Source organism: Cellulomonas sp. ATA003, from assembly GCF_031582905.1.
Classification (GTDB): Bacteria; Actinomycetota; Actinomycetes; order Actinomycetales; family Cellulomonadaceae; genus Pengzhenrongella.
Genome location: NZ_CP133990.1, coordinates 2,685,267 through 2,708,694, shown reverse-complemented (window position 1 = coordinate 2,708,694; position 23,428 = coordinate 2,685,267). Strand labels below are relative to the sequence as shown.

Annotated in this window: 17 protein-coding genes and 7 pseudogenes; 19 read left to right on the top strand and 5 right to left on the bottom strand. The window is 72.3% G+C overall.

Going from position 1 to position 23,428, the window contains the following annotated elements; all coding sequences use genetic code 11:
* The first annotated feature begins 47 nt into the window (after positions 1 to 47).
* The 11 genes and pseudogenes from REH70_RS13580 (at position 48) to REH70_RS13530 (ending at position 11,651) form a co-directional block, all read left to right on the top strand.
* Positions 48 to 1,531, top strand: a pseudogene (locus REH70_RS13580) (sugar ABC transporter ATP-binding protein).
* 118 nt (positions 1,532 to 1,649) lie between these two features.
* Positions 1,650 to 2,618 (top strand): ABC transporter permease, encoded by a 969-nt coding sequence (locus REH70_RS13575; protein ID WP_310754300.1) that lies wholly within the window; start codon positions 1,650 to 1,652, stop codon positions 2,616 to 2,618.
* Positions 2,619 to 2,688: 70 nt separating this feature from the next.
* Positions 2,689 to 3,751 (top strand): annotated as a pseudogene (locus tag REH70_RS13570) (substrate-binding domain-containing protein).
* Between the two features lie 109 nt (positions 3,752 to 3,860).
* Positions 3,861 to 5,106: pseudogene (locus REH70_RS13565) on the top strand (Gfo/Idh/MocA family protein).
* 1 nt (position 5,107) lies between these two features.
* Positions 5,108 to 6,112 carry a sugar phosphate isomerase/epimerase family protein gene (locus REH70_RS13560; RefSeq protein WP_310747954.1) on the top strand — a complete coding sequence of 335 codons (1,005 nt, stop codon included), beginning with the start codon at positions 5,108 to 5,110 and terminating at the stop codon, positions 6,110 to 6,112.
* 101 nt (positions 6,113 to 6,213) lie between these two features.
* Complete coding sequence (locus REH70_RS13555; RefSeq protein WP_310747951.1) at positions 6,214 to 6,642, top strand: pilus assembly protein CpaE; 429 nt, start codon at positions 6,214 to 6,216, stop codon at positions 6,640 to 6,642.
* 70 nt (positions 6,643 to 6,712) lie between these two features.
* Positions 6,713 to 7,009 carry an Asp-tRNA(Asn)/Glu-tRNA(Gln) amidotransferase subunit GatC gene (gene gatC, locus REH70_RS13550; RefSeq protein ID WP_310747948.1) on the top strand — a complete coding sequence of 99 codons (297 nt, stop codon included), beginning with the start codon at positions 6,713 to 6,715 and terminating at the stop codon, positions 7,007 to 7,009.
* Entirely contained in the window at positions 7,009 to 8,529 is a 1,521-nt protein-coding gene (gatA, locus tag REH70_RS13545) for an Asp-tRNA(Asn)/Glu-tRNA(Gln) amidotransferase subunit GatA (RefSeq protein ID WP_310747945.1), read from the top strand. The genes gatC and gatA overlap by 1 nt, the downstream gene beginning before the upstream one ends.
* A pseudogene (gene gatB, locus REH70_RS13540) lies at positions 8,526 to 10,039 on the top strand (Asp-tRNA(Asn)/Glu-tRNA(Gln) amidotransferase subunit GatB). Before gatA ends, gatB begins: the two are co-directional and overlap by 4 nt.
* Positions 10,039 to 10,611, top strand: a complete 573-nt coding sequence (locus REH70_RS13535) for a GNAT family protein (RefSeq protein ID WP_310747942.1) — start codon at positions 10,039 to 10,041, stop codon at positions 10,609 to 10,611. Before gatB ends, REH70_RS13535 begins: the two are co-directional and overlap by 1 nt.
* A 164-nt stretch (positions 10,612 to 10,775) precedes the next feature.
* Positions 10,776 to 11,651, top strand: coding sequence for a 2-hydroxyacid dehydrogenase (locus REH70_RS13530; RefSeq protein WP_310747941.1), 876 nt, complete (start codon positions 10,776 to 10,778; stop codon positions 11,649 to 11,651).
* 22 nt (positions 11,652 to 11,673) lie between these two features.
* Here REH70_RS13530 and REH70_RS13525 read toward each other — a convergent pair whose 3' ends face one another.
* On the bottom strand, positions 11,674 to 12,483 hold the full coding sequence (locus tag REH70_RS13525) for a MerR family transcriptional regulator (protein WP_310747938.1): 810 nt from the start codon (positions 12,481 to 12,483) through the stop codon (positions 11,674 to 11,676).
* 142 nt (positions 12,484 to 12,625) lie between these two features.
* Between REH70_RS13525 and REH70_RS13520 the strand changes: the two are divergent.
* From REH70_RS13520 to ilvD, 3 genes and pseudogenes are all read left to right on the top strand, one after another.
* A pseudogene (locus tag REH70_RS13520) lies at positions 12,626 to 12,841 on the top strand (4a-hydroxytetrahydrobiopterin dehydratase); the annotation flags it as partial.
* Between the two features lie 89 nt (positions 12,842 to 12,930).
* Positions 12,931 to 13,134, top strand: a pseudogene (locus REH70_RS13515) (VOC family protein); the annotation flags it as partial.
* A gap of 264 nt (positions 13,135 to 13,398) precedes the next feature.
* Entirely contained in the window at positions 13,399 to 15,141 is a 1,743-nt protein-coding gene (ilvD, locus tag REH70_RS13510; protein WP_310754299.1) for a dihydroxy-acid dehydratase, read from the top strand.
* Between the two features lie 294 nt (positions 15,142 to 15,435).
* On the opposite strand, the pseudogene REH70_RS13505 reads toward ilvD, so the two are convergent.
* Positions 15,436 to 16,071: pseudogene (locus REH70_RS13505) on the bottom strand (cytochrome P450); the annotation flags it as partial.
* A 690-nt stretch (positions 16,072 to 16,761) separates the two neighbouring features.
* On the opposite strand from REH70_RS13505, the gene REH70_RS13500 reads away from it, so the two are divergent.
* A complete protein-coding gene (locus tag REH70_RS13500; protein ID WP_310747934.1) occupies positions 16,762 to 18,000 on the top strand; it encodes a globin domain-containing protein in 1,239 nt (412 codons plus the stop codon).
* A gap of 111 nt (positions 18,001 to 18,111) precedes the next feature.
* Here the strand turns inward: REH70_RS13500 and REH70_RS13495 are convergent, their stop codons facing one another.
* Positions 18,112 to 18,663 (bottom strand): hypothetical protein, encoded by a 552-nt coding sequence (locus REH70_RS13495; protein ID WP_310747932.1) that lies wholly within the window; start codon positions 18,661 to 18,663, stop codon positions 18,112 to 18,114.
* Positions 18,664 to 18,768: 105 nt separating this feature from the next.
* Here REH70_RS13495 and REH70_RS20760 point away from each other — a divergent pair, with 105 nt between their 5' ends.
* A complete protein-coding gene (locus REH70_RS20760) occupies positions 18,769 to 18,915 on the top strand; it encodes a helix-turn-helix domain-containing protein (protein WP_396134754.1) in 147 nt (48 codons plus the stop codon).
* Positions 18,916 to 18,962: 47 nt separating this feature from the next.
* Positions 18,963 to 19,133, top strand: coding sequence for a hypothetical protein (locus REH70_RS13490; protein ID WP_310747929.1), 171 nt, complete (start codon positions 18,963 to 18,965; stop codon positions 19,131 to 19,133).
* Positions 19,134 to 19,702: 569 nt separating this feature from the next.
* Here REH70_RS13490 and REH70_RS13485 read toward each other — a convergent pair.
* Both REH70_RS13485 and REH70_RS13480 read right to left on the bottom strand, forming a co-directional pair.
* On the bottom strand, positions 19,703 to 20,362 hold the full coding sequence (locus REH70_RS13485; protein ID WP_310747926.1) for a flavodoxin: 660 nt from the start codon (positions 20,360 to 20,362) through the stop codon (positions 19,703 to 19,705).
* Positions 20,359 to 20,919 carry a hypothetical protein gene (locus tag REH70_RS13480; RefSeq protein WP_310747924.1) on the bottom strand — a complete coding sequence of 187 codons (561 nt, stop codon included), beginning with the start codon at positions 20,917 to 20,919 and terminating at the stop codon, positions 20,359 to 20,361. The genes REH70_RS13485 and REH70_RS13480 overlap by 4 nt, the downstream gene beginning before the upstream one ends.
* A gap of 484 nt (positions 20,920 to 21,403) precedes the next feature.
* Between REH70_RS13480 and REH70_RS13470 the strand changes: the two genes are divergently transcribed.
* Positions 21,404 to 22,249, top strand: a complete 846-nt coding sequence (locus REH70_RS13470) for an aldo/keto reductase (RefSeq protein ID WP_310747921.1) — start codon at positions 21,404 to 21,406, stop codon at positions 22,247 to 22,249.
* 91 nt (positions 22,250 to 22,340) lie between these two features.
* Positions 22,341 to 23,327 carry an aldo/keto reductase gene (locus tag REH70_RS13465; protein WP_310747917.1) on the top strand — a complete coding sequence of 329 codons (987 nt, stop codon included), beginning with the start codon at positions 22,341 to 22,343 and terminating at the stop codon, positions 23,325 to 23,327.
* Positions 23,328 to 23,428: the final 101 nt, after the last annotated feature.

The following is a 23,428-nucleotide window of genomic DNA, read 5'->3' as shown; positions in this document are numbered from 1 at the left end:
CGGCGAGGTCCGCCGACACGGCCCCCGAGGACGGCCCGTTGCTGCAGATGCGCGGCATCGTGAAGCACTTCGGCGCGGTGCGTGCCCTCGACGGAGTCGACCTGGACGTCCGCCCGGGCGAGGTGCACTGCCTCCTCGGCCAGAACGGCGCCGGCAAGTCCACCCTCATCAAGGTCCTCGCGGGTGCCCACCGGCCCGACGCGGGCACCGTCGAGTGGCGCGGGCGGCCGGTGAGCCTGGCCTCGCCGGTCGCTGCGCTGCGGACCGGCATCGCGACGATGTACCAGGAGCTGGACGTCGTGCACGGCCTGACCGTGGCCGACAACGTCTACCTCGGTCACGAGCTCGCCAGCGGCGGGGTGACCCGCCGGCGCGAGACCAACGCCCGGACCCGTGACGTGCTCACCCGGCTCGGCCACGGGGACATCCCCCGAGCCGCGAGGTCGGGCACCTGTCGGTGGCGGGTCAGCAGATCGTCAGCATGGCCCGCGCCCTGTCCCACGACGCCCGGCTCATCGTCATGGACGAGCCCTCCGCCGTCCTGGACTCGGAGGAGGTCGCGAACCTGTTCCGCGTCGTGCGGGACCTGACCGCGTCGGGCGTCGCCGTCCTGTACATCTCCCACCGGCTCGAGGAGATCCGCGAGATCGGTGACCGGATCACCGTGCTCAAGGACGGCGTGACCGTGGGCGCCGGTCTCCCGGCCGCCGGGACGCCGACCGCCGAGCTCATCCGGCTCATGACCGGCCGCTCGGTCGACCAGGTCTTCCCGCCGCGCCGGACGGTGGCCGACGACGCCGCGCCGCTCCTGGAGGTCGAGGGGCTCGCGCTGGGCGGCGTCTTCCAGGACGTGTCGTTCTCCGTGCGCCCCGGTGAGGTTGTGGGCCTCGCCGGGCTGGTCGGCTCGGGACGGACGGAGATCCTCGAGACCGTCTACGGGGCGCGCCGGGCGAGCGCCGGTACCGTGCGGGTCGCGGGGCGTCCGCTGCGCTCCGGTTCGGTGTCCGCCGCCGTCGGCAGCGGCATCGGGCTGGCTCCCGAGGAGCGCAAGAGCCAGGGGCTGCTGCTCGACGAGCCGATCTACCGCAACGTCACGCTGTCGACCTTCGCGCGCTTCGCGCGCGGGCCCTTGCTCGACGAGGGGGCCGAGCGGGCGGTCGCCCGGGACCAGATCGCCGCCCTCGAGCTGCGACCGGCGGACCCGGACCGTCCCGCACGCACCCTGTCGGGCGGTAACCAGCAGAAGATCATGCTCGCCCGCTGGCTCGTGCACGGCTGCCGGGTCCTGCTGCTCGACGAGCCCACCCGCGGCGTCGACGTCGGCGCCCGCGCCGAGATCTACGGGCTCATCCACGCCCTCGCCGAGGCAGGCAATGCCGTCGTCGTCGTGTCCAGCGAGATCGACGAGGTCCTCGGCATGGCCGACCGGGTCCTCGTCATCGCCGACGGCCGCGTGCTGCACACCGGCCCAGCAGACCAGATCGACGAGCACCGCGTGCTCGACCTCGTCATGGAAGGAAGTGCCGCGTGAGCGAGCAGAAGCCCCCTCGCTGGCCACGGCCGGCAGTGTCCCCCCGAGCGCCGGGCCGTCGTCGCCGCTCGAACGCGACGCCGGCGCCGACCACTCCGGCGGTGCGGCACCCGGCGGCCTGTCGCGCACCCTGCTCGGCGGTGGCGCGGGCCGCAACGTCGGGCTGATCGTGGCCCTGACGGTGCTGTGCGTGGTCGGCATCGCGACGGCCGGCGAGCGGTTCGCCAGCATCGACAACCTCATGACGATCCTGCGGTACGCCGCTGTCATCGGGGTGCTCAGCATCGGGATGACGTTCGTCATCACCGGTGGCGGCATCGACCTGTCGGTCGGGTCGCTGGTCGGCCTGTCGTCGGTCTGGGCCAGCACGCTCGCCACCCAGACGATGGCGGAGAACACCCACTGGGCCGTCATGGTGTTCACCGCGCTCGCGGTCGGCGCCCTCGCCGGCGTGGTCAACGGCGTGCTCATCGCGTACGGCAAGGTCGTCGCGTTCATCGCGACCCTCGCGATGATGGTCGCCGCGCGCGGCCTCGCCGAGATCATCGCCAACCGCCAGACGCAGCTCGTGGAGGTCGACTCCTTCCTCGATGTCTTCCGGGCGGACGTCCTCGGCATCTCGGTGCTCGTCTGGATCTTCGTGCTGGTGGCCGCCGCGGGCTGGTTCCTGCTGAACCGCACCACCTTCGGACGCCGCACGCTCGCCGTCGGCGGGAACCCGGAGGCCGCCCGGCTCGCCGGCATCAAGGTGCAGCGCCACACGGTGTACCTGTACGCGCTCAGTGGCCTGACGGCGGGTATCGCCGGGTTGATGATGCTGGCCCGGACCACGTCCGGCTCGTCCACGCACGGGCTGTACTACGAGCTCGAGGCCATCGCCGCCGTCGTGGTCGGCGGGACGCTGCTCGCCGGCGGGCGCGGCACGATCGTCGGCACCGTCTTCGGCGTGCTCATCTTCGCCACGCTCACCAACGTGTTCGTCCAGAACAACCTGTCCACGTCGGCCCAGGGCGTGGCCCGGGGCGTCATCATCGTCGTCGCCGTGCTGCTCCAGCAGCAGTTCGCGGCCCGCTCGCGCCGCACCTGACCCCTCACCAGATCGCCCCACCTGCGTCCGCACGTCCCCGAGCTCCGCTCGCCGTTCAAGGAGGAACGCCATGTCCGCTCGAACCACCCTGCGCCGGCGCTGGTGGAGGACCGCCGCCGCCGTCGCTGCCGGCGCCGTCCTGGTCACCGGCTGCACGTCGAACACGCCCCCACCCGAGGACGACGCCCCCACCGGCCGCCGACACCTCGGTGGGTGGCGGGGCCAACGACGAGACGGGCGAGGACGTCGTCATCGGGTTCTCCGCCCCCGCCGCCGACCACGGCTGGATGGGCGCGATCACCGCCGCGGCCCGTGCCGAGGCCGAGAAGTACGACGACGTCGAGCTGCGCGTCGCCGAGGGCACCAACGACGTCAACCTGCAGATCTCCCAGGTCGAGCAGTTCATCAACGACGGCGTGGACGCCATCGTCCTGCTGCCGTTCGACGGCGCCGCGCTCACCGAGGTCGCCACCGAGGCCATGGAGGCCGGCATCACGGTCGTCAACGTCGACCGCGAGTTCGCCAGCCCGTTCGCCGCGCGCACCACGGTGCTCGGGGACAACTACGGCATGGGCGTCTCCGCCGGCACGTACATCTGCGAGCAGGTCGGCGACAACCCCGACGCCGTCGTCGCGGAGATCGCCGGCATCGACTCCCTCCCGCTCACCCAGGACCGCAGCCAGGGATTCGCCGACGCGCTGGGCGACTGCGGGCTCGACGTCGACAACCGGGTCGCAGCCGACTTCACGGTCCAGGGCGGCCAGCAGGCCGCCGCCAACCTGCTCCAGGCCGCACCGCAGATCGACGCCCTGTGGAACCACGACGACGACCAGGGCGTCGGCGTCATGGCCGCCATCGAGGAGGCGGGCCGCGACGAGTTCGTCATGGTCGGCGGGGCGGGGTCCCGGAACGTCATGGAGGACATCCAGGCCGGCGACACCGTGCTGCAGGCGACCGTCGTCTACCCGTCCACCCAGGCCGCCGACGGCATCCGCCTGGCGCGGCTCCTCGTCCAGGGCAAGGCCCTGTCCGACCTCGTCGAGGTCGAGGTGCCCCGCACCATCCAGCTGTACGCCCCGGTCGTCACGGCGGACAACGTGGAGCAGTATCTGCCCAGCGCGTTCGATTCGTGACAGGGGACGGCCGGCCGCGGCGCGTGGAGGCACGCGTCGTCGGCCGGTCGCCCACGCCGGAGCACGTGCGCGGCCCTGCGGGCACGCGCGCACAAGGGAAGAGGGATGGATGAGCACGAGCAAGGACACCCTGGGTGTCGGCATGGTCGGGTACGCGTTCATGGGCGCGGCCCACTCGCAGGCGTGGCGGGTCGCCCCCGCTTCTTCGACCTGCCGCTCGAGCCGCGCATGGCCGTCGTCGTCGGGCGCACCGCCGCGCGGGTCGAGGAGGCGGCGCGCACGCTGGGGTGGCAGAGCGCCGAGACGGACTGGCGCACGCTCCTGGAGCGGGACGACATCGACCTCGTCGACGTGTGCACGCCGGGCAACACGCACGCCGAGATCGCGATCGCCGCGCTCGAGGCCGGCAAGCACGTGCTGTGCGAGAAGCCGCTGGCCAACACGGTCGAGGAGGCCGAGGCCATGGTCGCCGCGGCCGAGCGGGCGGCCGAGCGCGGCGTGCGCTCGATGGTCGGGTTCACCTACCGCCGGATCCCGGCACTCGCCCTCGCCCGCGAGCTCGTCGCGGAGGGGCGGATCGGGACGGTCCGGCACGTGCGGGCGAACTACCTGCAGGACTGGATCGCCGACCCCGAGGCGCCGCTGTCCTGGCGGCTGGACAAGGAGCAGGCCGGGTCCGGCGCGCTGGGGGACATCGGTGCGCACGTCGTCGACCTCGCGCAGTTCATCACGGGCGAGCGGCTGACCGAGGTCAGCGGGCTGCTCGAGACCTTCGTGCACGAGCGTCCGGTGGCCGGGGAGTTCGCCGGCCTCAGCGGGTCCGCGGGTGAGGGACGCGGTCCGGTCACGGTCGACGACGCCGCGATCTTCACCGCCCGCCTGTCCGGCGGGGGTCTGGCCACGTTCGAGGCGACCCGGTTCGCCCTCGGGCGCAAGAACGCCATCCGGCTCGAGATCAACGGCTCGCGCGGGTCGCTCGCGTTCGACTTCGAGGACATGAACGTCCTGCACCTCTTCGACGCCGCAGAAGACCCCGGACAGCCGGCTTCCGCCGGATCGTCGTCACCGAGCCCGAGCACCCGTACGTCGGCGCGTGGTGGCCGGCAGGGCACGGGCTCGGGTACGAGCACGGGTTCGTGCACCAGGCGGTCGACCTCGTGCGGGCGATCGGCGAGGGGCGTCAGCCCGAGCCGTCGTTCGCCGACGGCCTGCAGGTGCAGCGCGTCCTGGCCGCCGTCGAACGCAGCAGCGCCGAGCGCAGCGTGTGGACGCCCGTCGACGGCGAGACCACGCCGACCGCCCCCGCCCCGACCACGTCCGCGCCCGCGACCGCGACCGCGACCCAGGAGGACTGACATGCCCCGACCCGTCACGCTGTTCACCGGCCAGTGGGCCGACCTGCCGTTCGAGGAGGTGGCCCGGCTCGCGTCCGAGTGGGGCTACGACGGGTTGGAGATCGCCTGCTGGGGCGACCACCTCGACCCGTGGCAGGGCGCCGAGGACGACGCCTACATCCAGGGCAAGCGCGACGTCCTGGACAAGTACGGGCTGCAGGTCTTCGCCATCTCCAACCACCTCAAGGGCCAGGCCGTCTGCGACGACCCCATCGACGCCCGGCACCGCGACATGCTGCCCGACGTCGTGTGGGGCGACGGCGACCCCGAGGGCGTCCGGCAGCGGGCGGCCGAGGAGATGAAGCTGACCGCGCGCACCGCGGCCCGCCTGGGCGTCGACACGGTCGTGGGCTTCACCGGGTCGTCGATCTGGAAGTACGTGGCCATGTTCCCGCCGGTCAGCACCGAGCTGATCGACGCGGGCTACCGCGACTTCGCCGACCGCTGGAACCCGATCCTCGACGTGTTCGACGAGGTGGGGGTGCGGTTCGCGCACGAGGTCCACCCGTCCGAGATCGCCTACGACTACTGGACGACGGTCCGGACGCTCGAGGCCATCGGTCACCGGGAGGCGTTCGGCCTCAACTGGGACCCGAGCCACTTCGTGTGGCAGGACCTCGACCCGGTCGGCTTCCTCTGGGACTTCAAGGACCGGATCTACCACGTGGACTGCAAGGACGCGAAGCGCCGGGTCGGCAACGGCCGCAACGGCCGGATGGGCTCGCACCTGCCGTGGGCCGACCCCCGGCGCGGCTGGGACTTCGTCTCCACCGGCCACGGCGACGTGCCGTGGGAGGACTCCTTCCGGATGCTCAACACCATCGGCTACACCGGGCCGATCTCGGTGGAGTGGGAGGACGCCGGCATGGACCGCCTCGTCGGTGCGCCCGAGGCGCTGGAGTTCGTCCGGCGCCTCGCGTTCGACCCGCCGACGGCGTCCTTCGACGCCGCCTTCAGCACGCGCTGACCACGCCCGGCGCCTGCCGGGACCGGCGAGGCTCACCGCCCACGGTCCCGGCAGCGGTCCCCGCGGGGGACAGCCGCCGAGCACCGACGGATACTGGGCGGATGATCTCCATCGACCTCGCCCGCCAGCTCCGCGACGCCGGCGTCGCCTGGCACCCGAGCACCGGTGACCGCTTCACGCTCCTCGAGCCGTCGATGACCGGCGAGGTGTTCACGATCAGCGACATGATGATCGAGGCCCACGAGTTCTCCACCGGCACCGTGCTCGGGTTCAACGGCACCACCGAGTGGGCCCTGGACTCGGTCGCGGCCGAGGACGCCCTGTGGCTGCCGCACGAGGAGCAGCTGCGCGGGATGCTCGGCGGCACGTTCCTCAGCCTCTCCGTGCACGACCCCGACGGGTTCGCCGTCCTCATGCGCCCGCCGGGCGAGGAGGACGCGGTGGCGTTCGCGGGCGCGACCGCGGCGGACGCCTACGCGACCGCGGTCCTCGCGCTCGTGGAGCAGGCGATGGACCCGTCGCTGGTCTGACGCTCCGACGGCCGAGCCGCCCGCCGGGCGATCGTCGGGCGTGTCGGTGCCCGCCACTAGACTCGCCCGCATGTCCACCATCTCCCGCGACGAGGTCGCGCGCGTGGCCGGGCTGGCCCGGATCGACCTGACGTCCGACGAGCTCGACCGCCTGGCCGGCGAGCTCGACGTGATCGTCGATGCGGTCGCCCGGGTCAGCGAGGTCGCCACGCCCGACGTCCCGGCCACCAGCCACCCGCTGCCGATGACCAACGTGTTCCGCGAGGACGTCCCCGAGCCGACGCTCGTGGTCGACGAGATCCTCGCCGGGGCACCCGCCGCCGAGGGCGGCCGGTTCGTGGTCCCGCAGATCCTCGAGGAGGACTGATGAGCGCGACCGACCTCACCCGTCTGACCGCCGCCGACCTCGCCGCGCGCCTGGCCGCCGGCGAGGTCTCCAGCGTCGAGGCCACGCAGGCCCACCTGGACCGGATCGCCGCCGTCGACGGCGCCGTCCACGCCTTCCTGCACGTGAACGCGGACGACGCGCTCGCGACCGCGCGCGACGTGGACGCCCGGCGCGCCGCCGGGGAGGACCTGCACGCGCTCGCGGGCGTGCCGATCGCCGTCAAGGACATCGTGGTCACCCGCGGCATGCCCACGACCGCGGGCTCGAAGATCCTCGAGGGCTGGGTCCCGCCGTACGACGCGACCATCACCACCCGTCTGCGCGAGGCGGGCCTGCCGATCCTCGGCAAGACCAACATGGACGAGTTCGCCATGGGGTCGAGCACGGAGCACTCCGCGTTCGGCAACACGCACAACCCGTGGGACCTGGACCGCATCCCCGGTGGGTCCGGTGGTGGGTCGGCGGCGGCCGTCGCGGCCTACGAGGCCCCGCTGGCCATCGGCACCGACACGGGCGGGTCCATCCGTCAGCCCGGCGCAGTCACCGGGACGGTCGGGGTCAAGCCGACCTACGGCGGCGTCTCCCGGTACGGGCTCATCGCGCTCGCGTCCAGCCTGGACCAGGCCGGCCCGGTCACCCGGACCGTGCTCGACTCGGCGCTGCTGCACGAGCTCATCGGCGGCCACGACCCGCGCGACTCCACGTCGATCCCCGAGCCGCTGCCCGCGCTGGTCGACGCCGCCCGCCGTGGCGCGGGTGGCGACCTGACCGGGGTGCGCGTCGGAGTCGTCACCGAGCTCGGCGGCGAGGGCTACCAGGCCGGGGTGCGCGCCCGGTTCGAGGAGTCCCTCGAGCTGCTGCGCGGCGCGGGTGCCGAGATCGTCGAGGTCTCCTGCCCGCACTTCACCTACGCGCTGGGCGCGTACTACCTCATCCTGCCGAGCGAGGCGTCGAGCAACCTCGCCAAGTTCGACGGCATGCGGTTCGGCCTGCGCGTCGAGCCCACCGACGGGCCGGTCACCGCCGAGCGCGTCATGGCCGCGACCCGCGGCGCCGGCTTCGGCGACGAGGTCAAGCGCCGCATCATCCTCGGCACCTACGCGCTGTCCGCCGGGTACTACGACGCCTACTACGGCAGCGCGCAGAAGGTCCGCACGCTCATCCAGCGCGACTTCGACGCCGCCTTCGCGCAGGCCGACGTCCTCGTGTCGCCGACCGCGCCGACCACGGCCTTCCGGCTGGGGGAGAAGCTCGACGACCCGCTGGCGATGTATCTCAACGACATCGCGACGATCCCGGCCAACCTCGCCGGCGTCCCCGGCATGTCCGTGCCCAACGGGCTGTCCGACGACGGCCTGCCCGTCGGCCTGCAGATCCTCGCCCCCGCGAAGGCCGACGACCGGCTGTACCGGGTCGGCGCCGCGCTGGAGACCCTGCTCGAGAACACCTGGGGTGCGCCGCTGCTGTCGCGGGCGCCGGAGCTGGAGGCTGGACGATGACCACCACGACCGTCGAGCTCGTCCCCTACGACGAGGCCATCGCCCGGTTCGACCCCGTGATCGGCATCGAGGTGCACGTCGAGCTCGGTACGCGCACCAAGATGTTCGACTCCGCGCCGCAGACCTTCGGCGACGAGCCGAACACCGCCGTGTCCCCGGTCTCGCTCGGCCTGCCCGGTGCCCTGCCCGTGGTCAACGGCACCGCGGTGGAGTACGCGATCCGCATCGGCCTCGCGCTCAACTGCCAGATCGCCGAGCAGTGCCGGTTCGCGCGGAAGAACTACTTCTACCCGGACGTCCCGAAGAACTTCCAGACGTCGCAGTACGACGAGCCGATCGCCTTCGACGGCTACCTCGACGTCGAGCTCGAGGACGGCACGGTGTTCCGGGTCGAGATCGAGCGCGCCCACATGGAGGAGGACGCAGGCAAGAACACCCACGTCGGCGGCTCCACGGGGCGCATCCACGGCGCGGAGTACTCGCTCGTCGACTACAACCGGGCCGGCATCCCGCTGGTGGAGATCGTCACCCGCCCGATCACCGGTGCCGGTGCCCGCGCGCCCGAGGTCGCCCGGGCGTACGTCCAGGCGCTGCGGGACATCTTCCGCACCCTCGGCGTCTCCGAGGCGCGGATGGAGCGCGGCAACGTCCGCGCCGACGTCAACCTCTCCCTGCGCCCGACCCCCGAGTCCCCGCTCGGCACCCGCACCGAGACCAAGAACGTCAACTCGTTCCGCTCGGTGGACCGCGCGGTGCGCTACGAGGTGTCGCGCCAGGCGGCGATCCTCACCGCCGGCGGCACGATCGTGCAGGAGACGCGGCACTGGCACGAGGACACCGGCGTCACCACGCCCGGCCGCGTGAAGTCCGACGCCGAGGACTACCGCTACTTCCCCGAGCCGGATTTGGTGCCCGTCGCCCCCTCGCGCGAGTGGGTGGAGGAGATCCGCGCGTCCCTGCCCGAGCTCCCCGGTGACCGCCGTCGGCGGTTGACGGACGAGTGGGGGTACTCCGAGCCGGAGATGCGCGACGTGCTCAACGCCGGCGCGCTCGACCTCATCGAGGCCACCGTCGCCACCGGCGCGACGCCGGCCGCGGCCCGCAAGTGGTGGATGGGGAGCTCGCCCGCACCGCCAAGCAGCGTGAGGTCGAGCTCGCCGAGCTGCCGATCACCCCGGCGCAGGTCGGCGAGCTGCAGGCACTGGTCGACGCCGGCCGGATCAACGACAAGCTCGCCCGCCAGGTGCTCGAGGGCGTGCTCGACGGCGAGGGGTCCCCGGAGGAGGTCCTCGTCGCCCGCGGCCTCGAGGTCGTGTCCGACGACGGCGCCCTGCTCGCCGCGATCGACGACGTCCTGGCCGCCCAGCCCGACGTCGCCGACCGCATCCGCGGCGGCAAGCTCCAGGCCGTCGGCGCGATCGTCGGCGGGGTCATGAAGGCGACCCGCGGGCAGGCCGACGCCGGCCGGGTCCGCGAGCTCATCCTGTCCCGGCTGGGCGTCGAGGGCTGATGGCCGCCCGGCGTCGGCCCGCCGAGAAGCCCACCCTCGAGGGTGAGCTCGTCCGGCTGCGGCCGATCGGGCCGGCCGACGCCGACAGCATGTGGGAGCTCGTGACCGACCCGCACACCCGGCGGGTCACCGGGGTCACGGCCACGTACACCCGCGAGCAGGTCGACCGCTGGTGCGCCGACGCCGCCAAGGCCCCGGACCGCATCGACCTCGCGGTGACGGCGAGCGGGTCGGACGAGTACCTCGGCGAGATCGTGCTGACCGATCTGGACGAGGTCCACGGGTCGGCGAACCTGCGGCTCTCGATGCGCCCGGCCGCCCGGGGCCGGGGCTACGGCACGGAGGCGATCGAGCTCGTCCTCAGCCTCGCGTTCGAGGGGTACGGGCTGCACCGCGTCGGTCTCGAGGTGCTCGCGATCAACCCGCGTGCGCAGGCGCTGTACGAGGGGGTCGGCTTCGTCGTCGAGGGCCGGCGGCGGGAGGCCTACCGGGATGGCGACCGCTGGTGCGACGCCGTCCTGATGGCGATCCTCGACGACGAGTTCCGGGCGCGGGCGGGTTCGACGGACTGACCGCGCCCGCGCGGGCGCCCGGCGCCGATCGACGGCACGATGGTGCGCGATGAGCACGGACACGCACGCCGACGCCCGTACCGACGCCCCCGCACGTCGGCTCCGACCCCGGCCGCCCGGTCACCGTCACGGTCCCCGACGACGCGACCCGCGAGGCCCTCACCGTGCCGGACGGCGTCCGCCTCGTCGTCTGGGACGGACGCACCGACCTGCCGGCGGACGTCGCCGCCGAGGTCGACGTCGTCGTCGTCCCGCACGACGCGGGCCGTGGCGTCCTCTCGCGGCTCCGCGACCTGCCACAGCTGACGGCGGTGCAGATCCCGAGCGCGGGCTTCGAGCACGTGCTGCGCCACCTGCCTCCCGACGTGGTGCTGTGCAACGGGCGCGGTGTGCACGACGACGAGACGGCCGAGCTCGCGCTCGCCCTCGTCCTGGCGTCCCTGCGCGGGCTCGACGACTACGTCCGGGCGCAGGACCGCCGCGAGTGGGCTCCGCGCACGCGGCCGTCGCTCGCCGACCGGCGCGCGGTCGTCGTCGGGTACGGCGCCATCGGAGGAGCGGTCGCACGGCGGCTCGAGGCGTTCGCCGTCGACGTCGTCCGGGTCGCCACCACCGCGCGCGACGACGACGGCGTGCCCGTGCACGGCATCGACGAGCTGCCGGACCTGCTGCCCGGCGCCGACGTCGTGATCCTCACCGTCCCCCTGACCGACTCCACCCGTGGCATGGTCGACGCCGCGTTCCTGGCCCGGATGCCCGACGGTGCCCTGCTGGTCAACGTCGCCCGGGGGAAGGTCGTCGACACGGCGGCGCTTCTCGCCGAGCTGACGACCGGCCGGCTGCGGGCGGCGCTCGACGTCACCGACCCCGAGCCGCTGCCGTCCGAGCACCCGCTGTGGGACGCGCCCGGGCTGATCCTCACCCCGCACGAGGGCGGGAACACCACGGCGACTCCTCGCCGGATGGTCGCGCTGATCCAGACCCAGCTGGACCGGCTCGCCGCGGGCGACGAGCCGGCCAACGTGGTCGCGCGCACCTGACCCGCGACGCCGCGCGGTCGGGCTACGAAAGCCTCGCCTCGGCGTACACCGCCATCGAGTCGCGCAGGTACGGGGCCAGCCCCGGCGCGAAGGCGTCGTAGGTCGCGGTGAACCGCTCGTCGTCGACGTACATCTGGCCCAGGCCGATGTACGCCTCGCGACCGGGCGTCCAGAACATCGCGATCTGCCGGTGGTGCCGCTCGACGAGCGCCTGGACGCGTGGGTCCGTGACGTCCGCGCCGGTGCGCATCAGCTCGGCCAGGCCGTGGCCGATCGCCGCGCTCTCCTGGCCGAACGCCGCGCGGCCGTCCGGCCCGAGGCTTTCCCAGGAGGCATTGCTGCGCTCGACCGCCTCGTCGCCCCAGCGCTCGCGCGCCTCGGCCTCGTACTGACTGCTGTCGAAGCCTGCGTACAGGTCCTTCGCCGCCATCTCGGTCCCCTCCTCAAACGAACGGAGCGTGCTCTCCACGGTCCGGGCCAGCCGGTCGAACCGGTCCCGCTCGGCGAGCAGCCGGGCGTGGTGCTCCCGCAGCCGCCCCCGCCGCACCGTCTCGTCGCCGGCCCCGACGATCTCCGCGATCGTCGGCAGGCCCACGTCGAGCTCGCGCAGCACGAGGATCTGCTGCAGCTGCAGCAGTTCCGCGCGGCCGTACAGCCGCCGCCCGCCCGCCGCGGCCCCGGTCGGGCGCAGGAGGCCGACGGCGTCGTAGTGCCGCAGGGTCCGGGTCGTGACGCCGGCGAGCCGGGCGACCTCCCCGATCGTCCAGGCATCCCGCCGCCCGTCCGACCGGGGGCGTGCCCGGTCCAGCGCGGCGTGCACGATGGCGTCCATCGCCGTCCCCCGGGTTCCGTGGTGCTCCGACGGCGGTCGGTCCGCCGTCGTGACCGACGCTAGGAGTTGACGCTACGTCAACCGCAACCCGGTCGTCGTCGAGGTGCTGGGCCCGCGTGGGTGGCCGGTGCCACAGTGAGCCATGGCCACCACGCTGACGTACCCCGCCGTGCAGGACGCCGTCGACCCGCGTCACTGGCGCGTCATCCTCGAGACCGTGCGAGCGACCTTCCACACCGGCTCGTTCGCCCGCGGTGTCGAGCTGGTGACCCGGATCGCCGAGGCGGCGGACGCCGCCGGTCACCACCCCGACGTCGACCTGCGGTACGGCCGCGTCCACGTCACCCTGACGAGCCACGACGTCGGCGGCCTCACCGACCGGGACGTCGCGCTCGCCGCCACCATCACCTCCATCGCCGACGGGCTCGGTCTCGAGGGGAGCCCGGCGTGCCGCAGGGCTTCGAGCTGGCGATCGACGCGCTCGACATCCCCGCCGTGCTGCCGTTCTGGCGCGCGGTGCTCGGCTACCGGAACCAGGGGACGGGCGCGCCGGGTGACGGGTCCGCCCTGGTCGACCCCGACGGCATCGGGCCGGCGGTGTGGTTCCAGGCGATGGACGCGCCCCGTCCGCAGCGCAACCGCCTCCACGTCGACGTCACGGTCCCGCACGACGTCGCCGACGCCCGGGTCGAGGCGGCGCTCGCGGCCGGGGAGTGCTCGTCTCCGACGCGCGCTACCCGGCGTTCCGGGTCCTGGCCGACGTCGAGGGCAACGAGGTGTGCGTGTGCACGTGGCAGGGCCGGCAGGGCTGACCCGGACGGGGTGCGGTCCCCGGTCCGGCCCCACGGTCCGCTCCGGCGTCCGAGGGCCGAACAGCGGCCGGGTCCGTCCACGTCGCGACCTACACTCGCGCGCATGACCAGCACCATCGACACGCCCGCGGCCGGTTCGTCGGACGGCACGGACCCCGGCGTCGACATCAAGCCCCGTAGCCGCCAGGTCACCGACGGGATCGAGGCGACCGCCTCGCGCGGCATGCTCCGCGCCGTCGGGATGGGCGACGACGACTGGGTCAAGCCGCAGATCGGCATCGCGAGCTCGTGGAACGAGATCACGCCGTGCAACCTGTCCCTGCAGCGGCTCGCGCAGGCGGCCAAGAACGGCGTGCACGCCGGCGGCGGGTTCCCGCTCGAGTTCGGCACGATCTCCGTCTCGGACGGCATCTCGATGGGCCACGAGGGGATGCACTACTCGCTGGTGTCGCGCGACATCATCGCCGACAGCGTCGAGACGGTCATGATGGCCGAGCGCCTGGACGGCTCGGTGCTCCTCGCCGGCTGCGACAAGTCCCTGCCCGGCATGCTCATGGCCGCCGCGCGCCTGGACCTGGCAGCGGTCTTCCTCTACGCCGGCACGATCATGCCCGGCTGGGTCAAGCTGTCCGACGGCACGGAGAAGGACGTCACCCTCATCGACGCCTTCGAGGCGGTCGGCGCGTGCTCGCGCGGGCTGATGAGCACCGACGACCTCGACCGCATCGAGCGCGCCATCTGTCCCGGCGAGGGCGCGTGCGGCGGCATGTACACCGCGAACACCATGGCGTCGGTGGCCGAGGCGATGGGCATGTCGCTGCCCGGCTCGGCCGCGCCGCCGTCGGCGGACCGCCGCCGCGACAACTTCGCCGCGAAGTCCGGCGAGGCCGTCGTCGAGCTGCTGCGCAAGGGCATCACCGCGCGGCAGATCATGACGAAGGAGGCGTTCGAGAACGCCATCGCCGTCGTCATGGCGTTCGGCGGCTCGACCAACGCCGTCCTGCACCTGCTGGCCATCGCGCACGAGGCCGAGGTCGACCTGACGCTCGACGACTTCCGCCGCGTCGCCGCCAAGGTCCCGCACCTCGGTGACCTGAAGCCGTTCGGCCGCTACGTCATGGCCGACGTCGACCGCATGGGCGGCGTCCCGGTGGTCATGAAGGCGCTCCTCGACGCAGGGCTGCTGCACGGCGACTGCCTCACCGTCACGGGCAAGACCGTCGCGGAGAACCTTGCCGACATCGCCCCGCCCGACCCGGACGGCAAGATCCTGCGCGCCCTGGACAACCCGATCCACCGCACCGGTGGCATCACGATCCTGTCCGGCTCCCTCGCGCCCGAGGGCGCGGTCGTCAAGTCCGCGGGCTTCGACGAGGACGTCTTCGAGGGCACCGCGCGGGTCTTCGAGCGTGAGCGCGCCGCGATGGACGCCCTCGAGGACGGGACCATCCAGGCCGGCGACGTCGTCGTCATCCGCTACGAGGGCCCCAAGGGCGGCCCCGGCATGCGGGAGATGCTCGCCATCACGGGGGCCATCAAGGGGGCCGGCCTGGGCAAGGACGTCCTGCTGCTGACGGACGGCCGGTTCTCCGGCGGCACGACCGGCCTGTGCGTCGGGCACGTCGCACCCGAGGCCGTCGACGCCGGTCCGATCGCGTTCGTGCGCGACGGCGACCGCATCCGGCTCGACGTCGCCAACGCGACGCTCGACCTGCTGGTCGACGAGGCCGAGCTGGCCGAGCGGGCGGTCGGCTGGGAGCCGATGGCGCCGGTCTACAACCGCGGCGTGCTGGCCAAGTACGCGAAGCTCGTGCAGTCGGCGTCCAAGGGCGCGGTGCTCATCTGAGCCGTTCGCCCTCAGCGTCCTGATCGACGACCGCGCGGCACTCCTCGGATGTGCTGACGCGGTCGTTGTGGCACGTGGTTGAGACCGTCGACGTGGAGTCATGCCGGCCGCGTACCCCGGGGATCGCCCCCACGGCCCGAGCGCTGGCCTGGTCGGCTGTGATCCCGAGTGTGCCGAGCAGCGGTCTGCGCCGGCAGGTCCGTCGGGGTGGTCGCGGCGGTCAGCGCAGGAGCAGCGGGGCGGTGGCGTAGCCACCGACGGGGGTAGCTCGCGTTCGCGTGGGCGGCTGGGGTGCGGGTCGATGGTGGTGGTCGCGTCGAGGATGGCCCGGGTGAGCACACGCAGCTCGAGGGTGGCCAGTGGGCGACCGGGGCACACGTGCTTGCCGATGCCGTAGACGACGTTGTACGGCCGGTTCCCGGCTGGGTCGAACCTGTCGGGGTCGTCGAAGATCCGCGGGTCGCGGTTGGCGGACGTCCAGTTCAGGACGACCTGCGCCCCGGCCGGGATCCGGCGGTCGCCGACCGTGACGCGCTCGGTCGTGATGCGGCGGTTGGAGACGAACGGGTCGTCGATCCGCAAGATCTCGTCCAGGACTGCGTCGAGCTCCCGGTCCGGTACTCCGGTGCGTACCCGGGTCTGCAGGTCGGGGTGGTCGGCGAGGTAGGTGAGGACCACCCCGGCGCACAGGGCCATGGACCCCAGGTCACCGCCGGTCCAGTTGCGCAGGACGGACACGATCTCCTCATCGGTCAGCTCCCGGCCTGCGACGCGGTCGCGCACGAGCTCGGTGGTGACGTCGTCGGGTGCGTCGTCACCGGCCTGACGGCGGGGGCCGGTCAGGGAGCGGATGATGGCGTCGAACCGTCGGGCGACCTCGGTGGTGCGGTGTCGGTCTCGGGACCGGGTGGCGGCATGGTTGTCCACCATCCAGTCCAGCAGGTCCTGCTCGAGGTCGAGAGGCCATCCCAGCCAGGTGCTCTGCGCGCGCACGGCGAATCGGGATCCGACCTCCACCGCGTCGATCGGCCCCGGGATGTCGAGCTGTCGCACCAGCTCCTCCGCGACCTGAGCGATCGCGGGCTCCAGGGCGTTCATCCGGTCCCGCGTGAAGTACTGCTCCAGGACGGCTCGGAACGCGGTGTGGGTCGGGCCGTCCAGGCCGTTGGGCACCTGCAGGTGGCGCGAGACGGCGTTGGAGAAGGACTCGTGGTCGAGTGCGGCCGCCGTGACGTCGGCGTGCGTGAACAGCGTCCAGGCCCCGTCGGGGCCGTGCGCGACGGGACAGCGCGAACGCATCTGGTCGTAGACGGCCACCGCGTCACGACGGACGAGCGGGCCGTGCGGGTCCCAGTCCGGGCTCTCAGGGCCCGTCCCGGGCTGCGATCCTGGCCCGGTCCGCGCACCGGGGCGCGTGTCGAGGGTGAGCTCGTCGGTCGGGATGTGGTCCGTCACCCCTCCATCCTGTCGACGGTCACCGCATCCGCGAGTTGCGGCGCCGGCCGACCGTGCCGCCGAGTGCCCCTGTCGTCCCTGGGACCAAGGGCCCAGGGGAGGGATGTGCGGGAACTAGCGTCGGTCACCGCAAAGACCTACCAACGCCGGACGTGAGGAATCAGGATGCTGTCGGACCGGTCCAGACCCGTGATCGAAGCCACGTTGCCGGTGGTGGGTGAGCACATCCCGGAGATCGCCCGGCGGTTCTACCAGCACATGTTCGACGCTCGGCCGGACCTGCTGGACGGCATCTTCAACCGCGGCAACCAGGCTGAGGGCACCCAGCAGGTAGCGCTCGCCGGCTCGGTCGCCGCGTTCGCCAGCGCGCTCGTCCAGCACCCCGAGCAGCTGCCCGAGCACCTGCTGTCCCGGGTGGCGCACAAGCACGCCTCGCTCGGTATCCGCCCGGACCAGTACGACATCGTGCACGAGCACCTGTTCTGGGCCATCGCTGACGTGCTCGGTGACGCGGTCACCGCGGAGGTCGCGGCGGCGTGGGATGAGGTCTACTGGCTGATGGCGTACGCGCTGATCAACCAGGAGCGCGGGCTGTACAGCGCGCGGGGTGTGCGCCCGGAGACGGTGTGGCGCCAGTGGCAGGTGCAGCGCAAGACGGTCGAGACCGTCGATGTCGTGACGTTCCTGGTCAAGCGGGTCGATGACCGCCTGGTGCGCACGTCGCTGCCGGGCCAGTACGTGAGCGTGAAGGTGGCTATGCCGGACGGGGTGCACCAGCCACGTCAGTACAGCCTGACCCGCGCCGACGACGGTGAGCACCGGCAGTTCTCGGTCAAGCGCGTACGCGGCGGTGGCAAGCCGGACGGCGAGGTCTCCAACCTGCTGTGTGACACGGTCGACGTCGGCGACGTCCTGACCATGTCTCTGCCGTTCGGTGACGTGGTCCTGGACGACTCGGGCCGGCCCGTCGTGTTCGTCAGTGCCGGCATCGGGGTCAGCCCCATGGCCGGCATGCTCTCCCACCTGGTTGCAGCCGGTTCACATCTGCAGATCCGGCTGCTGCACGCCGACGCCGACGAGACCTCGTTCGCCCTGCGGCGGCAGATCGTCGACGACGTCGCTGCGCTGCCGAACGCCCGTGCCTACGCCTGGTACGAGCGCGACACCACCAGCAACCTGCCGCTGGACGGTGTGTTCGGCGGCCTGCTCGACCTCGACGACGTCGACCTGCCCGACGGTGCCGGGTACTACCTGTGCGGGCCGATGCCCTTCATGCAGGCCGTGCGCAGCTCCCTGCTCGAGCGTGGGGTGCCGCCCCGGGACATCCAGTACGAGGTCTTCGGTCCGGACCTGTGGCAGGCGGACCTGCTGACCGAGCCCGCGCCGGGTACCGCTCAGCACTGACGTCGGCCTCAGCAGATGCGTGCCCACGGGCTCTCTGTCGCCGCGCCGCACTGCGACCATGGGTCGTCGCCGCGCTCACCGAGCTCGGGACGCACCTGCAGTGCGCGGGTGTCAGGGCGTGTGCCGGACTCCGTCGGGGTCGCAGTCCGCGTTGTCGTTCGTCCCGATGGGTACACATTCGCCGTCCACCAGCTCCCGATCACCGAGGGCATCTGGTAGCGCCACCTCGTAGGCGACCGGTTCGTTGCCCTGGCAGGTCGCACTGGACGGCTCGCCGGGGCTGACCGTGAAGGTGATGACCACCTGGTGATCGCTCACCTCGATCGCAGGATCGTTGACGTCGCCCGTGACGCCGTTGTTGCAGCCCACCCGGTGGACGAGCGCGGTGAAGGTGGTGGTGTCGGCGTCGAGGCGTTGGTCGGGCGCGACGTCCCAGACAGCGGCTGCCTCACGGTCGTCCACCTCGATGCAGCCGGTCATCATGAAGGCCAGGGATGCCATCGCGACGGCCTTCTTCGCACGTGTCGAGCGCCGAGGCGAGAGCGCTCGGTCCTGGCGAGCTGTGGCCATGCTTCGAGCCTTCCAGGCGGAGCCGCATCGAGTGGGCTGAACGGGATGGACGGCGACTCGTCGGTTGCCCGTGCAACTGGCCGGCTCGGCCATACGGTCATCTCCGGGGCGGCCGGCGACGACGTCGCGCCGGCGCCCGGTGTCCCCGCGGAGCGTCGCTGCCCGAAACCCCGTCCGAAACCAGCTTGGTAGGAACCCCTGTCGACCGTTTGTGGGCGCGTCCGGGCAGACGCGGTGCGGCTGCGCGCCGTGGGCTCGAGCACCGCGGCGATCGCCCGCTCACTCGGCGTCGGGCGCGCGACCGTCTCGCGCGCTGCTCGCACACGACGGCTTGCGGCCGGCTAGCGACGCCGGGAGCGACGCCCCGGCGTGGGGCGTGGGACGCTGCCCGCGTGACGTTCGTTGCGGTGTGGCTGGTCTACTACGGCCTGCCCGTGGTGCTGGTCGTCGGGATGCTGTGCCTCGCCATCAAGGCGTCGGTTCGGTCCCAACGACGTGCCGCGGCCCTCGACGTTCGGCAGCGCAGGGGTCACGCCGCCGGCGCCCACGCGCTCGACGACTGACGCGTCGCCACCGCGCGGTGTCGCCAGGGAAAGGACCGCGCTGCGCGCGTGCTGCCGGTCAGTGCGGCGGCCGCAGGGGCGCGCCATGAGTCGACTGCGTCCGGGCAGTATGCGAGTGGCGTTGCTATTCGTCGCGTTCACCGCGGCCGCGACGCCGGTCCGCTGGCTGGCTGACCGATGGGTGCTCCACCACGGTGAGCCTTGGACCGACCACCTCATCGGCGCCTTGATCGCGGCCGCCATCTGGGCGCCGGCGCTCCACTGGTGGCTCAGTCGCCAGGCGAGACGAGCGCCCGGCGGCGACGTCGGCGCGGACGGGCGCAGCGAGTAGAGCCCACTCCTGCATCCGCCGTTGCTGTCACAGCGGCGGGTGGTGCGGCGACTTCGAGTGCAGCAGGTTCACCGCGGTGCGGATGTCGGCCTCGAGCGTCCCGTATCCGGTCGTTTTTGAAACATGCGCCGCGCGGCCATGTGCCGACGTTGGGCAGGCGCCCGCGCGGCGGCATGACTGGACGGCTTCCGGTCTGCGCCGCCGTTGATGGTCACGCCACGAGCGTGACCTCACGCAGTCACCGCTCGAGCTCGGGGCCGGCGTCGGCCACTTCCTCACCCTGGACGGCGAGGCCGGCACCGATCGAGGCGCCGACCGCGAGCTCGGTGTAGACCTCGACGGCCCGCCCTAGACCGCTCATCGCGTGGGTGGTGACGGGCAGCACGCGCTTGCCGTCCAGTGAAACTGATTCGACGAACGTGGACATGATCATGGGCGGCCGGACGTTCCAGATCGGGCTGGGGAGGATCACCGTGTCGTATCCGGTGACGTCGGGCAGCGGCGAGGCGATCGCCGGCCGGGCGTCCTGTTCCTTCTCGCGGACGTTGCGCGCGACGGTGTCGTCGTAGTCGGCGGAGTACGGGTCGGCTCCCTCGATGCGGTAGGTGTCGCAGTCGATGCGGTCGGCGATCATCGCGGCCAGGACCTCAGTGTTGCCGACCTCGAGGTCACGCCGTCCGCCGTACCAGTAGTTCTCCCCGGGGCGGGAGAAGTAGACGAGCAGCGTGCTAGCGCCGCGCGGGGGTGTCGGTGTCATGGGTGGGGGCTCCTGGCTCTGGGTGGGGCCCTGTGCGATGTCCGGGCTGGTGCAACCAGCCGCGGTGAGCAGGGTCGCCCCGGCGCCGCCGGCCAGGGCCGCACGCAGGAAGGTTCGTCGGCTGGTCGAGGGGGCGGTCACGCGCCTGGAGCGGTCGCTGCGTGGCTGCGGCTGGCGGCCATCGACGCCAGGAGGGCCAGGCCGTCGGCGTCGGGTGTGCCGGGCGCGGCGCTGTAGGCGATGAACACCAGGCCGGGCTGCTGGACGAGCTCCATGACGTCGTACTCCAAGGCGAGGACGCCGACCTCGGGGTGGCGCAGTCGCTTGATGCCGGTGCGGTGCAGGCGCACGTCATGGGTGGCCCACACGGTGCGGAACGTCTCGGAGCGGGTGGACAGCTCGCCGACGAGGTCGGACAGGGGCTTGTCGTAGGGGTTGTGGCCGGCGGCGCCGTGCAGCGCGGCGACGCAGTCGTGGGTGACCTGCTCCCAGTCGGGGTAGTAGTCGCGCGCTGAGGGGTCCAGGAACGCGTACCGGGCGCTGTTGGGTGCGGTGCTGGTGTGCTGGGCGAAGCGGTAGACGGGGCTCTGCAGCTCGCGTGCGAGGGCGTTATCGGCGACGACGTCCATGCGGGAGTCGCGGACGTAGGCGGGCACGGTGGCCATCGCGTCCAGGACCCGCTGCAGCGAGGCGTGCACGGGGCTGCGGGGCGCCGGGGTGCGGCGCCGGCGTGCGGGTTGGTTGGCGGCGTGGGCGAGGTTGCGCAGGTGCAGCTGCTCGGCCTCGTCCAGGCGCAGCGCGGCCGCGATCGCGTCCAGAACCGCGTCGGAGGCACCGGAGAGGTTCCCCGCTCGAGGCGGGCGTAGTACTCCGAGGAGACACCCGCCAGGACGGCGACCTCGTCACGGCGCAGCCCGGCGACCCGGCGCCGTCCCGTGCCCGCGGGCAGCCCGACGTCGGTCGGGCTCAGTCGCCCGCGACGGGAGCTGAGGAAGTCGCGCACCTCGTCACGTTGATCCATGCCCTCGACCGTACGAGCGCAAGGGCTGGCTAGCCACGCACTGCCAGTGCACCCATCACCAGGACGTTCCTCGTCGATGGCGCAGGTGGTGTCGTGGAGGCACACGGCGGCGCCGGCCAGCGCTGGGCAGCCCGCACGAGCACACGAAGGAAGCGAAACCCATGCAGACAGTCACCCTGAACAACGGCGTCGAGATGCCGATCCTCGGCTTCGGCGTCTTCCAGGTCCCCGCCGAGGAAACCGAGCGCGTCGTGACCGACGCCCTGGCCGCCGGGTACCGCCACCTGGACACCGCCGCCGCCTACGGCAACGAGGAGGCTGTGGGCCGTGCCATCAGGTCCAGCGGCATCGCCCGCGAGGAGCTGTTCGTCACCACCAAGCTGTGGATCCACTCCGGCGGTGAGGAGGGCGCCAAGCGCGCGTTCGACACCTCCCTGCAGCTGCTGGGGCTGGACCGGCTGGACCTGTACCTGATCCACCAGCCGTTCGGGGACTACTACAGCTCCTGGCGTGCGATGACGGACCTGCACCGCCAGGGCGCCGTCCGGGCCATCGGGGTCTCCAACTTCCACCCCGACCGGCTCGTGGACCTCATCGAGCACAACGAGATCACCCCGGCGGTCAACCAGATCGAGACCCACCCCTACCACCAGCGCACGGCCGACCAGCAGGTCATGACCGAGCGCGGGGTGCAGATCGAGTCCTGGGGCCCGCTCGCCGAGGGCAAGAACGGCATCTTCAGCGACCCGGTCCTCACCGCGATCGGGCAGGCCCACGGCAAGACCGTCGCCCAGGTCACCCTGCGTTGGCTCATCCAGCGCGGCGTGGTCGTGATCCCCAAGTCCTCCCGCCCCGAGCGCATGGTGGAGAACTTCGACGTCTTCGACTTCGACCTCACCGACGAGGAGATGACCTCCATCGCCACGCTCGAGACCGGCGTCAGCGTCGCCTTCGACCACCGCGACCCCGCGATGGTCAGCGCCCTGAACAGCCGCCGGAGCAGCTGAAGCCTCTGCGTTGCTCAGCGCCGGGCGGTGCTTTGACTGATGCACCGCCCGGCGCGCGCCCCACCGACCCGTCCATAGAGAAGGAACGACGATGATCACGCGCACGCTCGGCCGCAGCGGCCTGGAGGTCTCCGCCCTCGGGCTCGGATGCATGGGCCTCAGTCACGGCTACGGCGCCGCCGTCGACGACCAGGACGGCATCGCGCTCATCCGCGCCGCCGTCGACCAAGGCGTCACCTTCTTCGACACCGCCCAGGTGTACGGCCCGTTCACCAACGAAGAGCTCGTCGGGCAGGCTCTCGCCCCCGTGCGCGACCAGGTGGTCATCGCCACCAAGTTCGGCTTCTCCTTCGACGGCTCTACGTCCACGGGACTGGACAGCCGCCCCGAGCACATCCGTGCCACCGTCGAGGACTCCCTGCGTCGCCTGGGCATCGAGTCCATCGACCTGCTCTATCAGCACCGTGTCGACCCCGACGTGCCCATCGAGGACGTCGCCGGCACCGTCAAGGACCTCGTCGCCCAGGGCAAGGTCAAGCACTTCGGTCTCTCCGAGGCCGGCGTCTCCACGATCCGCCGCGCGCACGCGGTCCAGCCCGTGACCGCCCTGCAGAGCGAGTACTCCCTGTTCTGGCGCGAGCCCGAGGCCGAAATCCTGCCCACCCTGCTCCAACTCGGCATCGGGTTCGTCCCGTTCAGCCCGCTCGGCAAGGGGTTCCTCACCGGCGCCATCACCACCACCACCACGTTCGACGACGGCGACCTGCGCAACAGCCTGCCGCGCTTCACCGAGGACGCCCGCGCCGCCAACGGGGCACTGGTCGACACCGTCAAGGCCATCGGCGCCCGCCGCGACGCCACCGCCGGCCAGGTGGCGCTTGCGTGGCTGCTCGCTCAGCACCCGTCGATCGTGCCCATCCCCGGCACCACCAAGCCCCACCGACTGACCGAGAACAACGGCGCCGCCCAGCTGGAGCTCACCGCCGATGACCTCGCCGAGCTCACCGAAGCCTCGGACCGGGCAGACATTCAAGGAGCCCGCTACCCCGAGCACATGCAGCGGTGGATCGACCGCTGACGGATTTGCGGAGCCATCCGTAAATCGGCAGACACGGTAAGCGTCGCCACCCGCTCGGCGGCTCCGCCCGTTGCGTTGGGGTACACCCATACGCAACGGCC

What these genes read in the sequence shown, in the direction of transcription:
- REH70_RS13465 (WP_310747917.1), top strand. Translation starts at nt 22,341, where the DNA reads ATGATCACGCGCACGCTCGGCCGCAGCGGCCTGGAGGTCTCCGCCCTC.
- REH70_RS13470 (WP_310747921.1), top strand. Translation starts at nt 21,404, where the DNA reads ATGCAGACAGTCACCCTGAACAACGGCGTCGAGATGCCGATCCTCGGC.
- REH70_RS13555 (WP_310747951.1), top strand. Translation starts at nt 6,214, where the DNA reads ATGATCTCCATCGACCTCGCCCGCCAGCTCCGCGACGCCGGCGTCGCC.
- REH70_RS13535 (WP_310747942.1), top strand. Translation starts at nt 10,039, where the DNA reads ATGGCCGCCCGGCGTCGGCCCGCCGAGAAGCCCACCCTCGAGGGTGAG.
- gatA (WP_310747945.1), top strand. Translation starts at nt 7,009, where the DNA reads ATGAGCGCGACCGACCTCACCCGTCTGACCGCCGCCGACCTCGCCGCG.
- REH70_RS13495 (WP_310747932.1), bottom strand. Translation starts at nt 18,663, where the DNA reads ATGGCCGAGCCGGCCAGTTGCACGGGCAACCGACGAGTCGCCGTCCAT.
- REH70_RS13500 (WP_310747934.1), top strand. Translation starts at nt 16,762, where the DNA reads ATGCTGTCGGACCGGTCCAGACCCGTGATCGAAGCCACGTTGCCGGTG.
- REH70_RS13560 (WP_310747954.1), top strand. Translation starts at nt 5,108, where the DNA reads ATGCCCCGACCCGTCACGCTGTTCACCGGCCAGTGGGCCGACCTGCCG.
- ilvD (WP_310754299.1), top strand. Translation starts at nt 13,399, where the DNA reads ATGACCAGCACCATCGACACGCCCGCGGCCGGTTCGTCGGACGGCACG.
- gatC (WP_310747948.1), top strand. Translation starts at nt 6,713, where the DNA reads ATGTCCACCATCTCCCGCGACGAGGTCGCGCGCGTGGCCGGGCTGGCC.
- REH70_RS13525 (WP_310747938.1), bottom strand. Translation starts at nt 12,483, where the DNA reads ATGGACGCCATCGTGCACGCCGCGCTGGACCGGGCACGCCCCCGGTCG.